The 20,374-nt window shown below is 37.4% G+C and carries 16 protein-coding genes; 10 read left to right on the top strand and 6 right to left on the bottom strand.

All coding sequences use genetic code 11. The annotated features are described in order from the left end of the window. Positions 1 to 321: 321 nt before the first annotated feature. Both aspA and grcA read right to left on the bottom strand, forming a co-directional pair. Entirely contained in the window at positions 322 to 1,746 is a 1,425-nt protein-coding gene (aspA, locus tag A6B44_RS01540) for an aspartate ammonia-lyase (RefSeq protein ID WP_090921692.1), read from the bottom strand. A gap of 247 nt (positions 1,747 to 1,993) precedes the next feature. Further along, positions 1,994 to 2,377, bottom strand: a complete 384-nt coding sequence (gene grcA, locus A6B44_RS01545) for an autonomous glycyl radical cofactor GrcA (protein ID WP_090921694.1) — start codon at positions 2,375 to 2,377, stop codon at positions 1,994 to 1,996. Positions 2,378 to 2,600: 223 nt separating this feature from the next. On the opposite strand from grcA, the gene ung reads away from it, so the two are divergent. Beyond that, positions 2,601 to 3,272 (top strand): uracil-DNA glycosylase, encoded by a 672-nt coding sequence (ung, locus tag A6B44_RS01550; protein ID WP_090921696.1) that lies wholly within the window; start codon positions 2,601 to 2,603, stop codon positions 3,270 to 3,272. 138 nt (positions 3,273 to 3,410) lie between these two features. On the opposite strand, the gene sixA is transcribed toward ung, so the two are convergent. Further along, positions 3,411 to 3,914: a phosphohistidine phosphatase SixA gene (gene sixA / locus A6B44_RS01555; RefSeq protein WP_090921698.1), complete on the bottom strand. Its 504-nt coding sequence runs from the start codon at positions 3,912 to 3,914 to the stop codon at positions 3,411 to 3,413. 125 nt (positions 3,915 to 4,039) lie between these two features. On the opposite strand from sixA, the gene pyk reads away from it, so the two are divergent. The 4 genes from pyk to trxA all read left to right on the top strand — a co-directional run bounded on the left by pyk (position 4,040) and on the right by trxA (position 8,213). Continuing rightward, positions 4,040 to 5,482: a pyruvate kinase gene (gene pyk / locus A6B44_RS01560; RefSeq protein WP_090921700.1), complete on the top strand. Its 1,443-nt coding sequence runs from the start codon at positions 4,040 to 4,042 to the stop codon at positions 5,480 to 5,482. Between the two features lie 57 nt (positions 5,483 to 5,539). Then, complete coding sequence (locus A6B44_RS01565) at positions 5,540 to 6,571, top strand: glycosyltransferase family 9 protein (RefSeq protein WP_420801051.1); 1,032 nt, start codon at positions 5,540 to 5,542, stop codon at positions 6,569 to 6,571. 79 nt (positions 6,572 to 6,650) lie between these two features. Further along, on the top strand, positions 6,651 to 7,772 hold the full coding sequence (gene tyrA / locus A6B44_RS01570; protein ID WP_090921715.1) for a bifunctional chorismate mutase/prephenate dehydrogenase: 1,122 nt from the start codon (positions 6,651 to 6,653) through the stop codon (positions 7,770 to 7,772). 117 nt (positions 7,773 to 7,889) lie between these two features. Continuing rightward, a complete protein-coding gene (gene trxA / locus A6B44_RS01575) occupies positions 7,890 to 8,213 on the top strand; it encodes a thioredoxin (RefSeq protein ID WP_090921704.1) in 324 nt (107 codons plus the stop codon). Between the two features lie 70 nt (positions 8,214 to 8,283). Here trxA and A6B44_RS01580 read toward each other — a convergent pair whose 3' ends face one another. Beyond that, complete coding sequence (locus A6B44_RS01580) at positions 8,284 to 8,838, bottom strand: TorD/DmsD family molecular chaperone (protein ID WP_090921706.1); 555 nt, start codon at positions 8,836 to 8,838, stop codon at positions 8,284 to 8,286. Positions 8,839 to 8,892: 54 nt separating this feature from the next. Between A6B44_RS01580 and nfo the strand changes: the two genes are divergently transcribed. After that, positions 8,893 to 9,738: a deoxyribonuclease IV gene (gene nfo, locus A6B44_RS01585; RefSeq protein WP_090921707.1), complete on the top strand. Its 846-nt coding sequence runs from the start codon at positions 8,893 to 8,895 to the stop codon at positions 9,736 to 9,738. 159 nt (positions 9,739 to 9,897) lie between these two features. Here the strand turns inward: nfo and A6B44_RS01590 are convergent, their stop codons facing one another. Beyond that, positions 9,898 to 10,332: a LexA family protein gene (locus tag A6B44_RS01590; RefSeq protein ID WP_090921709.1), complete on the bottom strand. Its 435-nt coding sequence runs from the start codon at positions 10,330 to 10,332 to the stop codon at positions 9,898 to 9,900. A gap of 773 nt (positions 10,333 to 11,105) precedes the next feature. On the opposite strand from A6B44_RS01590, the gene A6B44_RS01595 reads away from it, so the two are divergent. Continuing rightward, complete coding sequence (locus A6B44_RS01595) at positions 11,106 to 11,399, top strand: GIY-YIG nuclease family protein (protein ID WP_176673438.1); 294 nt, start codon at positions 11,106 to 11,108, stop codon at positions 11,397 to 11,399. Positions 11,400 to 11,628: 229 nt separating this feature from the next. Here A6B44_RS01595 and A6B44_RS01600 read toward each other — a convergent pair whose 3' ends face one another. After that, positions 11,629 to 12,612: an IS110 family RNA-guided transposase gene (locus tag A6B44_RS01600; protein WP_090923540.1), complete on the bottom strand. Its 984-nt coding sequence runs from the start codon at positions 12,610 to 12,612 to the stop codon at positions 11,629 to 11,631. 355 nt (positions 12,613 to 12,967) lie between these two features. On the opposite strand from A6B44_RS01600, the gene A6B44_RS01605 reads away from it, so the two are divergent. The 3 genes from A6B44_RS01605 to A6B44_RS01615 all read left to right on the top strand — a co-directional run bounded on the left by A6B44_RS01605 (position 12,968) and on the right by A6B44_RS01615 (position 20,194). After that, complete coding sequence (locus A6B44_RS01605) at positions 12,968 to 14,164, top strand: DEAD/DEAH box helicase (RefSeq protein ID WP_090923516.1); 1,197 nt, start codon at positions 12,968 to 12,970, stop codon at positions 14,162 to 14,164. 1,052 nt (positions 14,165 to 15,216) lie between these two features. After that, positions 15,217 to 18,819 carry an ESPR-type extended signal peptide-containing protein gene (locus A6B44_RS01610; RefSeq protein WP_176673439.1) on the top strand — a complete coding sequence of 1,201 codons (3,603 nt, stop codon included), beginning with the start codon at positions 15,217 to 15,219 and terminating at the stop codon, positions 18,817 to 18,819. Continuing rightward, positions 18,812 to 20,194 carry a YadA family autotransporter adhesin gene (locus A6B44_RS01615; protein ID WP_090921580.1) on the top strand — a complete coding sequence of 461 codons (1,383 nt, stop codon included), beginning with the start codon at positions 18,812 to 18,814 and terminating at the stop codon, positions 20,192 to 20,194. Before A6B44_RS01610 ends, A6B44_RS01615 begins: the two co-directional genes overlap by 8 nt. Positions 20,195 to 20,374 lie beyond the last annotated feature (180 nt).

Consider the following 20,374-nt stretch of genomic DNA (forward strand, 5'->3'; position numbering starts at 1 on the left):
GCATTGTACAGTTGTTGAACTTGTTAAAGCACGGTTACTGAGCTTATCGAAGTATAAGTGCTTTTTTTTCTACATTTCATTCGCCCTTCGATATTTTGACAGGTTCAATAATCGAGATAAGGGATCGGTAATGGGTCATCACCATACTATCCAAACACCGATTACTGAGCTTGTCGAAGTATTAGGTGTCGTGCACTGAAATCACTTCTCCTCACAAACAGAGAGAGTAATTTTGTTTTGATGAAGCGGTAAGATAGTAATAAAAATTTGCAAATTCAGTATACCATCTGACCGCTTATAAGGATTTGTTAATAAAAGAGCTTACTCTTCATCGGTAAATTTTTTCGCTTTATATTTTGGGCGCATTAAATTTTCAGGTGAAAGTAAATCATCAACCTCTGCTTCTGTGAGCAGACCTCTTTCAAGAATAACTTCTTTGACACTTTTACCTGTAGTTGCACAAATTTTTCCTACAATGTCTCCATTATGATGTCCAATAGATGGATTCAGATAGGTGACAATACCAATAGAATTAAGCACATAGTCTAAGCAAACTTGACGATTAACGGTAATACCATCAATACATTTATCACGTAAATTGACACAGGCATTTGCCAGTAAGCTGATAGATTCAAACATTGCTTGTCCAATAACAGGTTCCATCACATTAAGTTGTAATTGTCCAGCTTCGGAGGCAAAGGTAACTGTCGTATCATTACCTATTACTTTAAAGCACACTTGATTCACCACTTCTGGTACCACAGGATTGACTTTTGCTGGCATAATCGATGAACCTGCTTGTAATTCAGGTAAATTAATCTCATTTAAACCTGCTCGAGGGCCTGATGAAAGTAAGCGTAAATCATTACACACTTTTGACAGTTTTACGGCTACACGTTTTAAGGCACTGTGTACCATTACATAAGCGCCACAATCAGAGGTTGCTTCAATCAGGTTTTCAGATAAAGAGCAAGGTAGCTGAGAGACGTCTGATAAATATTTAACCGCAAGTTCAGAATAACCTTCAGCGGTATTAACGCCAGTTCCAATGGCTGTGGCACCTAAGTTTACTTCAAGTAAGTATTTTGAAATACTTTTTAAATTACGAATTTCTTCATCAAGTAATACAGAAAATGCCTTAAATTCTTGTCCTAGCGTCATTGGAACGGCATCTTGCAATTGAGTGCGTCCCATTTTTAACACATCGGAAAACTCTTCAGACTTATTATCAAAGGCTTCTTGCAAGTAATATATTTTTTCAATCATTGCCATAATACTGTTATATACCGCAATTCTAAATCCTGTTGGATAGGCATCGTTAGTGGATTGACTTGCATTTACGTGATCCATTGGATCAAGATATTGGTACTCACCTTTGTTATGTCCTAATATTTCTAAAGCAAGGTTAGCAATCACTTCATTGGTATTCATATTAACCGATGTCCCTGCACCACCTTGGTATACATCAGAAGGGAATTGATCTAAACAACGATTGTTAACCAAAATCTCATCGCAAGCTTGTACAATGGCTTTGGCAATTTTTTTAGGAATAACACCTAACTCACCATTGGCTAAAGCAGTCGCTTTTTTAACCATTGCCATTCCTCGTACAAATTCAGGTACATCAGAAATCGTGGTGTTGGAAATATTAAAATTTTCAACTGCTCTTAAGGTGTGAATTCCCCAATAAACGTCATTAGGTACGTGACGTTCGCCCAGTAAATCAATTTCAATACGAGTATTCATTTTTCTATCCTCAGTTAAGTTGGTTACTTATTGCCCACCACTATTAGAGCATAAAAATATCAAATTGAAAGCCTATTTTTAGGTGAAAAACTACGATATTATTTGATAATATCGATTAGATTTTTTTATCATAATACTACTTTTGTAAATTTTTATGATCAAGTGACCGCTTGTTGAGGCTATGTAATGGGAAAGAGAGAATAAAAAAGCACCATTACAGGTGCTTTTAAAAGAATTTATGGATAAATTACAGACTTTCAGTGAAAGTACGTGTAATTACATCACGTTGCTGTTCTGGTGTTAAAGAGTTGAAACGCACAGCATAACCTGATACACGGATAGTTAACTGTGGGTATTTTTCAGGATTATTTACTGCATCTTCTAATGTTTCACGACGTAAAACATTCACGTTTAGGTGCTGACCACCTTCCACTTTAATGGTTGGAGCAACGTCCATTTCAACTTCACGGTATGCAATATCGCCTAACTCATTAAGAGCAACAATTTGATCTTCCGCATATTCACCTTTTGCGCATAAGCAACGAGCTTCATTTTTTTCTTCATCTAATAGCCAAAAAGAATTTAAAAGATTATTATTAGAAGATTCTGTAATTTGTACACCTTTAATCATTGATAGACTCCTATTTATTATCAAAAACCAGTATTATAAAAACTAAATATTATAAAAATATTTTAAATTTTAAAATAACATTTGAATCATTCTACTGAATTTGACAGAGAATGCGAGAAAATTTAAGCATATTTTTGTAAATTTTCTTTGTATACTATATATACATTAGGTTAATGTTAATAAAATACAAAATAAACAAACAAATTTAACAAAGGATTAACATATGAAAAGTTGGACAGATGTAATTGGCGAAGAAAAATCTCAACCTTATTTTCAACAAATTTTACAATTTGTAAAAAATGAGCGCTTAAAAGGTAAGGTAGTTTACCCTCCACAAAATGAAGTATTTAGTGCTTTTGCATTGACTGAGTTTAAAGATGTGAAAGTGGTTATTTTAGGTCAAGACCCTTATCACGGAATGAATCAGGCACACGGTTTAGCTTTTTCTGTTAAACCTAATATTGCACCACCACCTTCCTTAGTAAATATGTATAAAGAATTAGCACAGGATATCGATAGATTTCAAATTCCTCAACACGGCTATTTAGTAGATTGGGCAAAGCAAGGGGTATTTATGCTAAATACCGTGTTAACCGTTGAACAAGGAAAAGCACATTCACACGCTAATATTGGCTGGGAAACCTTTACCGATAAAGTGATTAGTCAATTAAATACACAGAGAGAAAATTTAGTTTTTTTACTGTGGGGCAGTCACGCTCAACGTAAAGGACAGTTTATTGATCAAACTCGTCATTGCGTTTTAAAAGCACCGCATCCCTCGCCTCTCTCGGCTTATAGAGGTTTCTTTGGCTGTCAGCACTTTTCGAAAGCCAATGAATATTTGAAGTCTCAAGGGATCGCAGAAATTAATTGGCAATTGCCGATAACACTGTAGTGCTAAAAGCTTATGCTTTGATACTTCGACAGGATCAGCAATTGTTATCTTTTGTTCTCTGAACCTGTCGGAGAGCTTTTAGTATTCACAAAATAATTTTTAACATCAATGGTTAGAAGTATGTGCTTCCTCTAAGATTTATGATGGCATTTTTGAGGTAACAAGGATTCCGTTTTGGCTATCCCATTCCACTTCTGCAATAACGGCAGGGTAAAAGTGAACTTGAGATTGATGTTGAGTAAAAGCAGAAACCAGCTCATAAACCAATGGTAAATGGGAAATGATTAACACATTACTTGCGCCATTGTGATGTAACATCTGTGTATAGTCTAATACTGTTGAAGTATTGCCATAAGGTGTTACACCTTCCCAGTTTTCAACATTATGGAACAGGTTTTTTGCAAAATTTTCATTACAAGTGACCGCTTGCATTCCTTTTTGTACTTCTTGCCAAGTTTGTTGTGCTCGAATGAATGGGCTAACAATAACGTGATCAAGTTGTAAATTTTGCTTTAATAAGCGTTGAGCAAGCCATTCTCCTTGCTGTATTGCGGTTCTTTTTCCTTTTTCAGTTAAACTTCTTTGATGGTCAGTTGAGGCATTAAAAGCGGCTTCACCGTGTCGCATAATCCAAATATTCATATTTTCCCCTTATTAGTTGTATAAAGTAATAAAAATTACGTGTATAATGCCCTGAGTTTTTTGTGGTTGCAACTACGAAAAAAATTGAATTTCAAAATAAATTAAGTAAAGAATGGAGTAAATAAATGTCTAGAAACATCAGAAGAACCAAAATTGTTTGCACAATGGGTCCTGCGACTGAACGAGGTAATAATTTAGAAAAAATTATTCTAGCTGGTGCAAATATGGTTCGTATGAATTTCTCACACGGTACACCAGAAGATCATATCGACCGTGCAAATAAAGTGCGTGAAATTGCAGAAAAGTTAGGTAAACACGTTGCGATTTTAGGTGATTTGCAAGGTCCTAAAATCCGAGTTTCAACCTTTAAAGAAGGTAAAGTTTTCTTAAATATTGGTGATAAGTTTATATTAGATGCAGAACTTCCAAAAGGGGAAGGTACAAAAGAAGCAGTTGGTTTAGATTACAAAAATTTACCAACAGATGTAGTACCAGGTGATATTCTTTTACTTGATGATGGTCGAGTACAACTAAAAGTGCTTTCAACAGAAAATGCACGGGTTCTTACCGAAGTTACTGTTGGTGGACCTCTTTCAAATAATAAAGGGATCAATAAGTTAGGTGGTGGTTTATCTGCAGATGCGTTAACAGAAAAAGATAAAGCAGATATCAAATTAGCAGCAAAAATTGGTGTTGATTACCTAGCCGTTTCTTTCCCTCGCTCAAGTGAAGACTTAAATTATGCACGTCAATTAGCAAAAGAAGCGGGTTTAGAAGAAGTTAAAATTGTTGCGAAAGTAGAACGTGCAGAAACCGTCGCAACAGAAGAAGCAATGGATGATATTATCAAAGCCTCTGATGTAATAATGGTTGCTCGTGGAGACTTAGGTGTAGAGATTGGTGATGCACAATTAGTTGGTGTTCAAAAACGCTTAATTAGTCGTTCACGTCGCTTAAACCGAGTGGTTATCACTGCAACGCAAATGATGGAATCAATGATCAACAGCCCAATGCCAACTCGAGCTGAAGTAATGGACGTTGCAAATGCGGTATTAGATGGTACAGATGCAGTAATGCTATCAGCAGAAACAGCAGCAGGTCAATATCCAACAGAAACCGTAAAAGCAATGGCAGAGGTTTGTTTAGGTGCAGAAAAAGTACCAAGTATCAATATTTCTCGTCACCGTTTAGATCGTAAATTTAAAGATGCAGAAGAAGCGACAGCAATGTCAGCAATGTATGCAGCCAACCATATGGAAGGTGTATCAGCGATTATCGCATTAACAAGCTCTGGTAATACCGCTCGTTTAATGAGTCGTATCAGTTCTGGCTTACCAATTTTTGCACTTTCTCGCAATAAACACGCATTAAGTCGTTGTGCTTTATATCGTGGTGTTACACCTGTTTATTTTGATGAAGATAGCAGTACAATGAGTGGCGCTAAGCAAGCGATTCAATTACTTAAAGAATCAGGTAGTTTAATGAGTGGTGAAGTTGTGTTATTCACTCATGGCGATGAATTCAAATCAGGCACAACAAATACAGCACGTATTTTAACTGTAGAATAATTTATCCATTTGGAATAAGATCCACGTTTCGACGTGGATTTTTTATAGGTAAAAATAATGAATAAACCTCTTTCTATCTGTGTGCTACGATTATCCGCAATTGGAGATGTATGTCATACTCTTGCTGCAGTACAAGCCATTCAAAGGCACTATCCAAATTGTAAAGTGAGCTGGATTATAGGAAAAACAGAAGCAAACCTAATTAAACACATTCCCAATGTTGAACTGATTTTATTTGATAAAAAAAGTGGCTGGAAGGGTATCGTTACATTGTGGAAGCAATTAAGAACTAAGCACTATGATGTTTTATTAAATATGCAAACGGCTTTTAGAGCTTCAGTTTTGTCCCTAGGAATTAGAGCAAAACAAAAAATTGGATTTAATAAAGAGAGAGCAAGGGAAGCACAGTGGTTATTTACCAATACTCAAATAGAATCCACAACTTCTCTACACGTTTTAGATCATCAAATGATGTTTGCTAAAGCCCTTGGTGTGACGGACTTAGTTCCTCATTGGAATCTTGCCCTTGAGCAATCAGATTTAATATTTGCATCACAATTTATTGATAAAAATACTCAAAATATTGTGATTGCACCGTGTTCTAGTAAGCCTGAAAAAGATTGGAGTGTCAAAAAATACAGTTATATTGCTGAATATTTAATCACTCAAGGAATGAATGTTATTATTGTAGGTTCTCCCTCTTCTTATGAAGTTGAAACTGCGTCTAAAATTCAAGAATTAGTGCCTAAATGTAACAATATTACAGGAAAAACTCAGTTAACACAGTTAGCGGCTATTATTTCACAATCGGATCTTGTGTTATCTTCTGATTCCGCTTCTGCTCATATTGCAACGACTCAAAATACCCCTGTTATTGGTTTATATGCCATTCATAATCCTAGAAGAACAGGACCTTATAATGATTTAGATAAGGTCGTTTCAGTTTATGATGAAGCCATTTTACAAAGCTATGGGAAACCTTGGCAGGAACTCCCTTGGGCAACAAAAGCCAAAGGGGAAAATTTAATGGATAAGATTACCGCTACACAAGTCAAACAAAAATTGATTGAAACCTTAGATATAAAATGAATATGAGATAAATAAAATACCGCTTAAAGTAAAGATAGCGGTACGATTTTTACTAAAATTAACAAAAATAAATAAAATGATGAATCCACTAGACCCCATTAGAAATCAAATAGATAGCATTGATCAGCAACTGATAGAACTTTTTTCACAGCGTTTAAAATGTGTGGAAAAAGTCGGTAAGATTAAGTCTGAACACGGCATTCCTGTTTATGCCCCAGAGCGTGAAAAACAAATGATTCACGCTCGTCGTATTGAAGCGGAAAAACAAGGTGTTCCACCTGATCTTATCGAAGATGTATTACGGCGAGTAATGCGTGAATCCTATGCTAACGAACATCACCACGGCTTTAAAACCGTTAACCCTCATATCAAAAAAATCGTCATTGTGGGAGGAAAAGGAAAGCTCGGAGGCTTATTCGCACGTTATTTTGGTTATTCTGGTTATCAAGTGGAAACCTTAGATAAAGAGGATTGGTCGAATGCTCAAAATATTTTAAATAAAGCGAATGTTATTATTGTTTCCGTTCCAATTCAGGATACTCTTACTGCAATTGAAGCACTGCAACCATACCTAACAGACGATATGATTCTCGCTGATCTTACTTCGGTAAAAGCAAAACCTCTTGCTAAAATGCTAGAAGTACACAAAGGTGCTGTAGTAGGTTTACATCCAATGTTTGGTAGTGATATTAGCAGTTTTGCAAAACAAGTCGTTGCCTGCTGTGAGGGTAGAATGAAAGAGTCTTACCAGTGGCTATTAGAACAAATACAGATTTGGGGAGCAAAGATAGAAACTATTAACGCAACAGAACACGATAATACAATGACCTATATCCAAGCCTTACGCCATTTTTCAACCTTTATGGCAGGTTTACACCTATCAAAACAGCCCGTGAATTTGTCTCAATTACTCAATTTATCTTCACCGATTTACCGTTTAGAACTAGCAATGATTGGGCGATTATTTGCGCAAGATGCAGAGTTGTATGCAGATATTATTGCAGATAAACCTGAAAATTTAGCCGTAATCAAATCCCTTGAAAGCAGTTTTAAAGAAAGTATTGCCTACTTTGAAAAAGGCAATAAACAAGGATTTATCCAAGCTTTTGAAGCTGTTCACCAATGGTTTGGCGATTATTCAGAACAATTTTTAAAAGAAAGTAGCAATTTATTACAACAAGCAAATGATTACCGAAAGTAATCATTCTAATAGCTAATACTTGTTGCAATTTAATTTAGAACACTTTATCTTGTTTCATAGTGGAACGCCTTAATTTTAGGCGTTTATCTTTTTCTCTCAATCAACAAAGGAAAAATGATGAGTAATTTAATTCAAACCAGTGATGCTACATTTGAACAAGATGTTTTAAAATCACCAGTACCAGTATTATTAGATTTTTGGGCTCCATGGTGTGGTCCTTGTCGTGCGATCGCCCCTGTTTTAGAAGAACTATTACAAGAATTTGACGGAAAATTAAAAATTGCCAAAATGAATGTAGATGATAATCCATCAACACCAGTAAAATATGGTGTTCGTGGTATTCCATTTTTATTATTATTAAAAGACGGTGAAGTCGTTGCTCAACAAGTGGGAGCATTACCAAAAGCACAATTAATCAAATTTATTGAACAAGCACTTTAATAGATTTAACAGAAAAAGGTTGGTTATTTGCCAACCTTTTATATGTTATTGATTAAACTGAATATGTTATCTATTCCGCTTCTTCAAGTTCATCTGCCATCGCACTTAATGCATCACGAGTAAGCTGTGCTAACGCTTTATAAAAGCCATTATCAAAGGCTTCGACTTTCCCTAAAAATTTACTTGCACAAGGCAGTAAGAATTGTTGAAACAAGGTTTTTTGTGCGATAACAGAATTGAGATTATCCTCAATCCAAGAAGCAGAAAGTAGTAATAAACCGAAATGATCAGCATTATCTAAATTTGGCATTGCATACTGTTGGCGGAAAGCCACAAAGCTATTTACATCAATATCATAGCTGGATATAGCGGTATCCACATTGCCATTTTTTGCAAAAAGTGCGTCATAACTGACCGCTAATTCAGTAGAAATGGCTTTTGTTGCAATACAGTGTAAAGCGTGTTCCCCTTGACTATCAACGGATAATGCCCAGTTAGCACGTAAATTATCTTGTTTTAACCAATTAAATAAATCCGCTAAAATAGGATCAGAAGGATGTCGATAAAACAAATTACCGAATAAACGGCATAATAGTGAAAAATCGTTAATAGTTGTTTCGCTCATAGTGATACCCTAAATAAAATCAAAAGAACATTATACACAACATAAGGACAGAATATGAAATATATTGGCGCACACGTCAGTGCCGCAGGTGGAGTAGAAAACGCAGTACTGAGAGCCGTTGAAATTGGCGCAAATGCCTTTGCACTTTTTACCAAGAATCAACGCCAATGGAAAGCTGCTCCTTTAAAAGAAAGCAACATCATAAAATTTAAACAACTCTGTAAAGAACACCACTTTAGCGCAGATCAAATTTTACCTCACGATAGCTATTTAATTAATTTAGGCAACCCTGATCCTGAAAACCTTGCTAAATCAAGAGATGCCTTTATTGATGAAATGCAACGCTGTGAACAGTTAGGGATTAAATTACTTAATTTCCATCCTGGAAGCCATCTTAAGAAAATATCAGAAAAAGAGTGCTTAGCTCGTATTGCAGAGTCTCTAAACATTGCCATAGAAACCGTACCAAACGTAGTTGCCGTATTAGAAAACACCGCAGGGCAAGGCAGTAACTTAGGTTGGCATTTTGATCACCTTGCAGAAATTATTGAACAGGTTGAAGATAAAACTCGTGTAGGCGTTTGTCTTGATACCTGCCATACCTTCTCCGCAGGCTATGATATTTCCACCCTTGAAAAATGTGAGCAAGTATTTACTGATTTTGAAAAGAGCGTTGGTTTTCAATATTTACGAGGAATGCACCTTAATGGCTCTAAAACGCCACTAGGAAGTCGAGTCGATCGTCATCACACATTAAGAGAAGGTACAATGGGGACTGCTGTATTTGACTATATTATGAACGATGACCGTTTTAATCAGATTCCTCTCGTGCTAGAAACCATCAATCCTGACATTTGGGCTGAGGAAATCACTTATTTACGTTCTTTAGAAAAGAAGTAAGCGGTACGATGTTTGTTATTTTTTGCAAAAAAATAGTGTAACTAATTGATATATAATATTATGTAGGGAGCATTGAATCAGCGAAGTGAATGGAATATGCTCCCACAACGTACAGGGTAAAAATATTGTGGCAACACTAAATATTGCACAATATTTTTACTACGCCACATACTTAGGTTGACGTGGTAAATTGTTACGTACTTGATGTACTACATTGGTAATCACCCCTGCAATATTAAGTTCATTCCAATGCTGAATACGTAAATTAGGCTCTGCACTGTCTAATGAAAACAAAATTTTCTCTTGATTATCTTCATTAAAAAATTGATAGAATTTATATGATCCCTCTTTTTCTAACACAATAAAGTCATTCACTTGAAAACTATCCGTCTTTTCTACAATTAAAAGATCATCCAACTCAATACCCCACACCAATAAATTAGGGTTTTTAACCTGTATAAAAAACGTATCTGTTGGTCTTTTAATACAAAGTGAATTTAGATCTAATTTAATAGAATCTTCTGTATGTGTATCACGAAATAATGGCATTGGTTGATAAGGCAACGCACGAGTAAGTTTTCTTAATTGAGCCATAATCATCTCCTAACTGTGTTTTTATACAGTCATTTTACTGGTTAAAAACACAGTGTCAAGAAAAAAAGATCATTTTTTGATATTTAATCGATCTTGCTTTTATTATCCACTTCGATATCTCCGTTCTCGGTTCCTGAACTTGGTTATTGAGCTTGTCGAAATATCGAAAGATGAGAGAACGTTCACAAAACGAGTTCTGTGCAAAAACACCTAATGCTTCGACAGGCTCAGCAACCGGTGTTTGGCTAGTTCTGTGATCGACATCTTTTGCTTCGATATTCTCGTTCTCGGCTTCTGAGCTCGGTTATTGAGCCTGCCGAAATATCGAAGGATGAGAACGCTTACCAAACGACTTCTGTGTAAAAACACCTAACATTTCGACAGGCTCAGTGAGCGGTGTTTAGGTAACTCAGTGACTAGTGTTTGGTTTTTCTGTTTGTATTCGCTTCGGCTCCCTGAGCTCGTCGAAGGGAAGAGAAGCGTGCACTCAACGAGTTCTGTGTAAAAACACCTAATGCTTCGACAGGCTCAGCAACCGGTGTTTGGTTTTTCTGTTTGTATTCGCTTCGGCTCCCTGAGCTTGTCGAAGGGAAGAGAAGCGTGCACTCAACGAGTTCTGTGTAAAAATACCTAACACTTCGATATTTCGACAGGCTCAATAACCGAACTTAGTGACCGGTGTTTTTGTATTTGGTGATTGATAATATTTAATGAACTATTCCAACAAAAAGAACTCATACTTTTCGGTAACTTAAATCTAAAATAGGAAAAAAATGTCACATTATATGTATATACTTCGTTGTGCAGATGGTTCTTTTTATACAGGAAGTACTCGAAATTTAGAAGCTAGAATATGGGAACATCAGAATGGAGAGGGTGCAAATTATACAAAAAAGCGTCTTCCTATTAAATTGGTTTATTGTGAAGAGTATGATCGTATTGATGATGCTTTTTTCCGAGAAAAACAAGTGCAAGGTTGGAATAGACAAAAGAAAATAGCATTAATTAATGGAGAATTTGATCAACTTCCGACATTATCGAAACAGAAGAGAACAGCTACTAAGTGAATTCAGTGCAAAAACACCTAATGCTTCGACAGGCTCAGCAACCGGTGTTTGGCTAGTTCTGTGATTGACATCTTTTGCCTCGATATTTCCGTTCTCGGTTACTGAGCCCGTCGAAGATACCATTAGAAATAGCAAGAAAATTTTTTATTTTTTAACATTAATAATGGTGCCTTATATTTTTAGAGAATATTTTATCCTCTAAAATCTGTATAACATTTATTGTTAATAACTACATTGTCTTTTGGTGTAAACTTGCATCAAAAGGCATTTGATTTTTTAATACTGTTTGAGCAATGGCCACTAATTTACGCATTAAAGCCACGATAATCACTTTTTTATCCTTCCCTTTTGCCAGTAAATTATCAACAAAAGTCTTATAAATTCTATCTTTATAATTCCCAAAACTATAGGCAACCGCAGGCATAAATAAAATTTTACGAATATCCGTTTGTCCAATTTTTGATATTCTCGGTTTACCATTTATGCTACTGCCTGATTGATGGTGCATAGGAGTTAAGCCTGCATAAGCAGCTGCAGCTTTTCCATTTTTAAAACGAGAGCCATCGCCAAGATAAGCCAGTAACCAAGCAACACTTTTTTTACCTAATCCTGGAATGCTTGATAATAATTTTGCATTTTGTTTGAGCATTGTATCCGTTTTGATTGTTTCATCAATTTGTTTTTCAAAAGCTTTTATTTCTTCACGCAAGAAATTAGCCAAACGCTCTGCACTTGCAATACTTTCGCTATCTGACATCATTTTAATCCGAGTACGTTCTTTTTGCTCAGCTTGTTTAAGATGTTCTAGCTGTCGTAATCTTAATAATAATGCACGTTGAGCCTTTGGTGGTGGTTGCCACGCTTGTGGTTGCTCTTTTGCCGCAAAACGAGCAATAAGCATTGCGTCTATCTTATCGGTCTTATTTCTAAGATTTTGTCCAATGCCATAAGCCTTGATACATTTAGGGTTAATCACGCTTACTTTTGCCTTTTTATCATAGAGAAAATAGGCTAATTCTTCCCAATAAATACCAGTTGCTTCCATTACAACGTGTAGATTTTGAGTATCTTTGTTAATCCATTTTAATAATGATTCAAACCCTTTTTTATCATTATCAAAAGTATTATGTAGGGCTTTTTTATTTTCTTTATAAATCGCTACATCAAACTTCTTGCAAGCAATATCAATACCAATGTAGAATGTGTTATTCATATTTGTTCCTCAACCTTGTTTATACGAGCTAGCACTAATAGTGTTACTCAGGATACCATTCGGGATGAATATGGAGTTGAAGTAGGTTATATCTTCGACACAGGTTTTTAACCTAAGGATATTTACAAGCTCTACTTCAACAGCCCTACTGTTATTTATAATAGTAGGGCTTTTTTATAATACAAGTATAAGAGAACGTTCACTCAACGAATTCTGTGCGCAAACACCTAACACTTCGACAAGCTCAGTGAACGGTATTTGGGTCGCTCATCAACCGGTATTTAACTATTTCACTATCTTTACCCCCAAAATACTGTATCATAGAAAACTATTTTTTAATTTATGGAAAAACGCATTGCAATTTAATCAACTCGGGTTATCAGAACCCATCTTAAAAGCCGTAACAGAACAAGGCTACCAAACCCCTACACCGATTCAACAACAATCTATCCCAGCGATTCTGTCTGGCAAAGATGTAATGGCAGCGGCTCAAACAGGCACAGGAAAAACAGCTGGGTTTACCTTACCTATTTTAGAACTACTGAGTAAAGGACAAAAAGTCAAATCGAATCAAGCGAGGGTGTTAATTTTAACGCCAACACGTGAACTTGCGGCTCAAATTGCCGAAAATGTCAGCCTTTATAGCCAATATTTACCGTTAAAATCAGCAGTGGTGTTTGGGGGCGTAAAAATTAACCCACAAATGCAAAAATTACGAGGCGGTGCCGATATCCTCGTGGCAACTCCTGGAAGATTACTCGATTTATACCAACAAAATGCGATTCGTTTTGATCATTTAGAAGTATTGGTATTAGACGAAGCAGACAGAATGTTAGATATGGGATTTATCCACGATATCAAACGTATCATCAAATTACTGCCACCAAAACGTCAGAATTTATTATTTTCAGCGACTTTTTCCACTGAAATTAGAACCCTTGCAAAAGGACTGATTCATAACCCAATAGAAATCGCAGTCAGCCCTGAAAACACAACAGCAGAAAAAGTCAGCCAAGTGATTTATCCTGTAGATAAAAAAAGCAAAGCCGCCTTATTAATAAAATTGATTAAAGACAATAATTGGCAACAAGTGCTTGTTTTTACTCGTACTAAACACGGTGCAAATAAACTCACCAAACAGCTAGAAAAAGCCAATATTCCTGCTTCAGCCATTCACGGCAATAAAGGTCAAGGTGCAAGAACTCGTGCCTTAGCAGAATTTAAAGCAGGGGATATTCAAGTCTTAGTAGCAACAGATATTGCAGCCAGAGGCATTGATATTGACCTACTTCCCCACGTGATAAACTTTGATTTACCCAATGTGTCAGAAGACTACGTGCACCGAATTGGACGTACAGGACGAGCAGGTTCATCAGGCAAAGCGATCTCATTAGTCTGTGCCGATGAATTGGATGATTTAAAAGGTATTGAACGTTTAATTCAACAAGTATTACCAAGAGAAAGTGTCAAAGGTTTTGAACCTCAAGAAACCTTACCTATTACTGTATTAGATACTCGTCCAATTCGTAAAAGACCGAAGAAAAGAAAGTAAATGAGTTCCGTGCGCAAACACCTAACACTTCGATATTTCGACAGGCTCAATAACCGAGCTCAGCAACCGGTGTTTGGGTAAGTTCAGTGATTGATGTCTCGCTTCGGCTCCCTGAGCCTGTCGAAGGGAAGAGAAGTGCTGACTAAGTGAGTTCTGTGCAAAAACACCTCACACTTCGATATTTCGACAGGCTCAATAACCGAGCTCAGCAACCGGTGTTTGGGTAAGTTCAGTGATCGATGTCTCGCTTCGGCTCCCTGAACCTGTCGAAGGGAAGAGAAGCGTTTACTAAACGAATTCCGTGCAAAAACACCTCACACTTCGATATTTCGACAGGCTCAATAACCGAGCTCAGCAACCGGTGTTTGGGTAAGTTCAGTGATCGATGTCTCGCTTCGGCTCCCTGAGCCTGTCGAAGGGAAGAGAAGCGTTTACTAAACGAATTCCGTGCAAAAACACCTAACACTTCGATATTTCGACAGGCTCAATAACCGAGCTCAGTGACCGGTGTTTGGGTAAGTTCAGTGATCGATGTCTCGCTTCGGCTCCCTGTGCCTGTCGAAGGGAAGAGAAGCGTTCACTCAACGAATTCCGTGCGAAAACACCTCACACTTCGATATTTCGACAGGCTCAATAATCGAGCTCAGCAACCAGTGTTTTGATATCACACAAAAAGATCGATATAAAGATTGCAATAGGGATCACATAAACCAATCAAAATATAAATTAAAATTATACTTATTTTGTAGATTAACACTTGATACAAAATTATTGAATATTGACAGTGATAGTAAATTTATTCGTGGTAATCGTATGCTAACAAACAAAGGAATAATTTAGTGAAAGCTAAATATAGGTTAGTAGGTTAAATGGAGTTTCCAGTAATAAATTTGATTCTCACCTTGAGAACTAAAGTGAATATGCTTTAATATAGTTGCAATTAAATTGTAACTATTTGTAATACAAGTCCAAACTGCAACTAGAGTTGATTTTAAATACCGTATTTAAAACTATCTATCTGTAATACTTATTTTTTTCAGAGGACTAGTATTATGAATAACATCTATAAAGTTGTGTTTAACGCAGTAACACAAACCTTCGTCGCCGTTAGCGAATTAGCCAAAGGCAGAACAAAAACGCAGGCATCAAAAACCAATAAACCCCAATTAAAACAAGCGGGTACATTCTTACCAAAATTTGCAAAAATTGCTTTGGCAATTTCAATGTTGTCTATATTTAGTTCACAGGCAATGGCTGTCACTGATGCAGAATTTAACGCATTAAAAGCAAGATTAGAAAAATTAGAGGGTATAAACAATACTGCTACAGGGAATAATGCTGGAGTAATCTTCGGAAAGAATAACAAAGCTACAGAAAATAGAGCAGTGGTTATCGGAGGACAAAATAACGTAGCAACATCGGTTGATTCTGTGGTTATCGGAGGAAAACATAACTCAGCAACAGGGCAACATTCTGTCGCTATGGGCGATGTTTCATTAGCCTCTGGTAGGGCTTCTTTCGCAGGTGGTGGTTCACTTGCTAACTGGGCACAAATTGACGAAATTGCAAAAAATCTAGAGTCCAAAACAATCGATGACTATGCAGATATTTTATCAACAGATGAGAAAGATAAAATAAACGCTGGCACTGCAACCACTGAAGAAAAAGCATTAATGAAAATCAAGATAGCAAAATCACAATCATTCTTAAATGTAGGTGCTGTTGCTTCTGGTGAGAGTGCATTTGCATTTGGAACAGCTGCGAGAGCAGAAGGGATACGGTCATTTGCTCTTGGTGAAAATAATAGAGCATTAGCAAATAATAGTGTGGCTTTGGGTGGCTCAGATAATACAGCTGAGGGAGCCCATTCTATAGCAATTGGTTCTGCTGGGATTGCCTCAGGATTTACTGCCATAACTTTAGGCTATGGTGCACAGGCTGAGGGCGTAGGATCATTGGCTACTGGTGGTGTGTATAATAGTCCATTAGATCAATTCGTTTTACGTAATGATTTTGATACCGTTAAAGCTAAATACAGCGAAGCCTTTACGCCAGAAGATATAACAGAAATCAATGCGATAACAGATAAAAAGTTACAAAAGAAAGCAATTTATAGAAAATTAGCGTCGTTTAAAGGAAAAAATGGTGGTAAAGCCTATACAGCAGGTTCAATGGCACTCGGAACAGGAACAGTTGCTGGTGTGAAAGGTGGAGACCAAGAGGCTGTGGCAATGGGTTACCGTGCTAAAGCTATTAAAGACAAAACCCTTGCTCTAGGTTTTGATGCTGTTGCAAATAATGCAAATTCAGTGGCATTAGGTCAAGGTGCAGAAACCAAAGCTTCCGACGATATTGCAGGGGCAACGGTAAGTGGTATTCAATATGGCAACTTTGCAGGTACACCAAATGGCGTAGTGTCAATTGGTAAAGAAGGTGCTGAAAAACAGTTAGTGAATGTAGCTGCGGGTGCTGTGACAGCAACCTCAACCGATGCTATTAACGGTTCGCAACTGTTTGCAACTAATACCGTATTAGGTAATGTCGCAAAATCAGTTAAAAACAACTTTGGTGGTAATGCAGCAATAGATGAAAATGGCAATATTACTTTCACCGATATCGGTGGTACAGGTAAAGGCACGATTCACGAAGCCATTGGTGATGTAAAAACAGCCGCTGATGCAGCAAAACTGAGATCGCTTCTAAATAAAATTAAACTAAATAACAAAGCGGATAAAAACGCGGGTAATTTAAGTGATACAGATATTGCCGCTTGGACAACTAAGTTAAACACAGGCGCAGATTTAACCACGCCAACAGGCAAGTTAGTTACCGATACGCAAGTTAAAACAGCGTTAGATACTAAACTTGATTCCAATGCTATTACGAGTTCAGATCAATCTATCAGCATTGATACGACAACAACAGCAGGAAAAGTTGACTTAAAAGTCAATGTGGATAACTCAACTCTTGAAGTGGCAAATGGCAAAGTGTCAGTTAAAAATGGCGGTATTTCAACGGATAAACTAGCTAATGATGCGGTGACAGAAGCTAAGATTGCGGATGCGTTATTAACAGAGTTAAAAGCGAAATCACGTGAAAAAGTTCAAGGCACATCAAAAGAGATCGTCGTCACTGCGAATAACGCCGATGAAAATGCGGATGGCAGAGTATTTACTGTTGCCTTAGCGGATGAAGTGAAAGCTAAATTAGATAATTTAGCGACTAACCCAAATACAACCTATCTTAATAGAGAAGGTTCAAACATTGGTGGCAACAAAGCAATCTTTGGAAAAAATGTGGGTAAATCTATCATCAGTGATGCTAATGGTACACAACTCGTTCAAGAGAAAGCGGTAAAAGCTTATGTTGATGCCGTTGACACTAAAGTGACAGATTTAGGTACTACGGTAACTAGTTTAGGTGATACATTAACTACTGAAATCACAAAAGTAGGCAAAACCTCGAAAGAAGAAGTGAAAGTGGTAGCTGATAGTGGAATTACTGTCGCAACCACGCCAGCAACGGATGAAAAAGGTGCTATCTTCACTTTAGATTTAGATGCAGCGAAAGTGAAAGACATCACTGGAACCACTAACCTTGCAACAGAATACTTAAAAGTAGACGGTTCTAATATGGGTGGTGACGCCGCTAAATCTACCTTCGGTTCGGTAGTAGGTAAAGCTGTCATTGATGATGAAAATGGCACTCAGCTTGTTCAAGAGAAAGCGGTTAAAACCTATGTTGATACAGCGATTGATAAAGTTGGAAAAGCCAAAGACGGTAAAGACGGTTATATCGGCGTTGACGGCAAAGACGGCATAAATGGTGTTGGCATTGACGGAAAAGACGGTATTTCAGTTAAAGGTGCTAAAGGTGAAGTGGGTATCAACGGAAACGATGGTATTTCTATTAAAGGCGAAGACGGCAAAGATGGCTCAATCGGCTTAAGTGGAAAAGACGGTATTACCGTTAAAGGAAAAGACGGTAAAGATGGCGTCACTATCAGAGGTGAAGATGGTGCGAATGGAACCAACGGAGTAATCGGACTTAATGGCCACGATGGTATTGACGGTCAAAATGGAAAAGCTGTTTCAGCCGACATCAAAGTGGTTAATGGTAGACCAGGCGTTGATGGAACAGATGGTTTAACACGCGTTGTTTACGAAGATAAAGCAGGCGTCACACATACTGTTGCAACCTTTGATGATGGCTTAGTGTTTAAAGGTGATGTGGGTGAGAAAGTCACTCGTAAGCTCAATGACACCTTAAATATTAAAGGTGGCGTAACAGCGGCAGATAAACTGACGGATAACAATATTGGTGTGGTTAACGATGGTGCGAATGGTTTAGCGGTTAAACTGGCAAAAGAATTAACAGGCTTAAATTCAATCGTATTTGGTGCAGCGAAAGGAGATAATGTTGTTTCCATCTCTGCTGAAGGTGTGAATGCAGGTGGTAAGAGAATAACCAATGTAGGGGACGCCACAGCAGATACCGATGCAGTTAACTACAAACAGTTAAAAGCTATCGAAACAGCGGTTGTTAATGCAGGTGCAGGACTGAAATTCACAGGTAATACCGCAGATGAAGTTGCTGTTGCTGCAGGTAATACTTTAGTCGTTGAAGGACAAAAAGGAAGTTGCCACAATGGATGATGGTTTAGTTTTTGTAGGTGATACGGGAACTAAAGGTATTAAACTAAATGACACCTTAAATATCAAAGGTGGTGTAACAGCGGCAAATAAACTGACTGATGGCAACATCGGAGTGGTAGCAAGTGCAGATGGTTTAGCACTTAAATTAGCGAAAGAGCTCACAGGTATTTCGTCAATTGCTAACACAGCAGGTGGTGGAAAACTTACATTGAGTGATACAGACCATAGCGTATCAGTAAATGGAGGTAGAATTACCAATTTAGGCGATGCCACAGCAGATACCGATGCAGTTAACTACAAACAGTTAAAAGCACTGAACAGTGGTAAAGGTATTGATGTCACTAAATGGCAAGAAGCAATATTACCAACCATTAGCTTCTTTAGTGGTAGCACGGGTACGGGAGCAAATTATAAACAGGGTAATACTGAAGAAAAATTTGACTTAAGTAAACTTGCCTTTGACTTTGGTGATGGCTTAAAAGTGGAGAAACAACAAAGCAAAGACGGTAAACAAATCGCCCATATCACGTTAGATAAGGACGTATTGAAAAATGACCCTAACTTTAAAGGTGCGAAAGGTGATGACGGTGCCGCTGGTGCGGATGGCGCCGATGGTCAATCTGCTTATGAGATTTGGAAAGCATTGCCAGGTAATGACGCTAAAACACAAGATGACTTCTTAGCTGCTTTAAAAGGTGCAAAAGGCGACAAGGGTGACAAAGGCGATGCAGGCAATGGAAATGGAGGCAATGGTGCTGAAATCAAGGTTGCTGTAACAGACGATGTTGTATTAGACAAGGATAATCTCTCAAAAGAGGAAGTCGTGAGCAACAATGGTGCCTTAAGCATTAAAGTTGGTAAAAACCTTAACGCAAAAACGGTGATGAATGGTAATGATAAACAGCTGGTTATTTCCACCACACCGGAAATCAAAGTGGATAAAGTCACTGTGGGCAATATCACCTTAAACCAATCCGGTTTAACAGTGAAAGAGGGTACTGATGTCAATATTAATATGGGTGGAAACCAAATCCACAATATTAAAGCCGGTACTGCGCCAACAGATGCGGTGAATGTTTCACAGCTTAATGAGGTGAAAAACTCTGTGGTTAATGTGGCTAATAAACTAAATGATGTCGAGAAAGGTGCGAATGAGGGTATCTCCAGTGCAATGGCTGCCGCTGGATTGCCTCAAGCTTCTTTACCAGTTCGTAGTATGGTTTCTGCAGCAGGATCAACCTATAAAGGTGCCGTAGGTCTTGCAATAGGAGTTTCAACAGTTTCTGATAACGGAAGATGGATCATCAAAGGTTCGGTAAACTCGAACTCTAGTGGTGATGTTGGAGCAACCTTAGGTGCAGGTTACCAATGGTAATACTTTAATAAGTAGCTGATAAAATGCCCTTTTCATTAAGAAAAGGGCATTTTTTTATGGGGTATAGTATTTCAAATTTGATGTGTAAAAATATAGCGCATTAAATATAGAATAAAACAGTAATCGCTCCCTGAGCTTGTCGAAGGGTTGCGTGTGAAATACAAGAAAAAGCACTTACAC

This window comes from Pasteurella skyensis, assembly GCF_013377295.1.
In the GTDB taxonomy this organism is placed as follows: Bacteria; Pseudomonadota; Gammaproteobacteria; order Enterobacterales; family Pasteurellaceae; genus Phocoenobacter; species Phocoenobacter skyensis.

What these genes read in the sequence shown, in the direction of transcription:
- trxA (WP_090921704.1), top strand. Translation starts at nt 7,890, where the DNA reads ATGAGTAATTTAATTCAAACCAGTGATGCTACATTTGAACAAGATGTT.
- pyk (WP_090921700.1), top strand. Translation starts at nt 4,040, where the DNA reads ATGTCTAGAAACATCAGAAGAACCAAAATTGTTTGCACAATGGGTCCT.
- grcA (WP_090921694.1), bottom strand. Translation starts at nt 2,377, where the DNA reads ATGATTAAAGGTGTACAAATTACAGAATCTTCTAATAATAATCTTTTA.
- aspA (WP_090921692.1), bottom strand. Translation starts at nt 1,746, where the DNA reads ATGAATACTCGTATTGAAATTGATTTACTGGGCGAACGTCACGTACCT.
- A6B44_RS01590 (WP_090921709.1), bottom strand. Translation starts at nt 10,332, where the DNA reads ATGGCTCAATTAAGAAAACTTACTCGTGCGTTGCCTTATCAACCAATG.
- ung (WP_090921696.1), top strand. Translation starts at nt 2,601, where the DNA reads ATGAAAAGTTGGACAGATGTAATTGGCGAAGAAAAATCTCAACCTTAT.
- A6B44_RS01595 (WP_176673438.1), top strand. Translation starts at nt 11,106, where the DNA reads ATGTCACATTATATGTATATACTTCGTTGTGCAGATGGTTCTTTTTAT.
- A6B44_RS01615 (WP_090921580.1), top strand. Translation starts at nt 18,812, where the DNA reads ATGGATGATGGTTTAGTTTTTGTAGGTGATACGGGAACTAAAGGTATT.
- sixA (WP_090921698.1), bottom strand. Translation starts at nt 3,914, where the DNA reads ATGAATATTTGGATTATGCGACACGGTGAAGCCGCTTTTAATGCCTCA.
- A6B44_RS01610 (WP_176673439.1), top strand. Translation starts at nt 15,217, where the DNA reads ATGAATAACATCTATAAAGTTGTGTTTAACGCAGTAACACAAACCTTC.
- A6B44_RS01600 (WP_090923540.1), bottom strand. Translation starts at nt 12,612, where the DNA reads ATGAATAACACATTCTACATTGGTATTGATATTGCTTGCAAGAAGTTT.
- tyrA (WP_090921715.1), top strand. Translation starts at nt 6,651, where the DNA reads ATGAATCCACTAGACCCCATTAGAAATCAAATAGATAGCATTGATCAG.
- nfo (WP_090921707.1), top strand. Translation starts at nt 8,893, where the DNA reads ATGAAATATATTGGCGCACACGTCAGTGCCGCAGGTGGAGTAGAAAAC.
- A6B44_RS01565 (WP_420801051.1), top strand. Translation starts at nt 5,540, where the DNA reads ATGAATAAACCTCTTTCTATCTGTGTGCTACGATTATCCGCAATTGGA.
- A6B44_RS01580 (WP_090921706.1), bottom strand. Translation starts at nt 8,838, where the DNA reads ATGAGCGAAACAACTATTAACGATTTTTCACTATTATGCCGTTTATTC.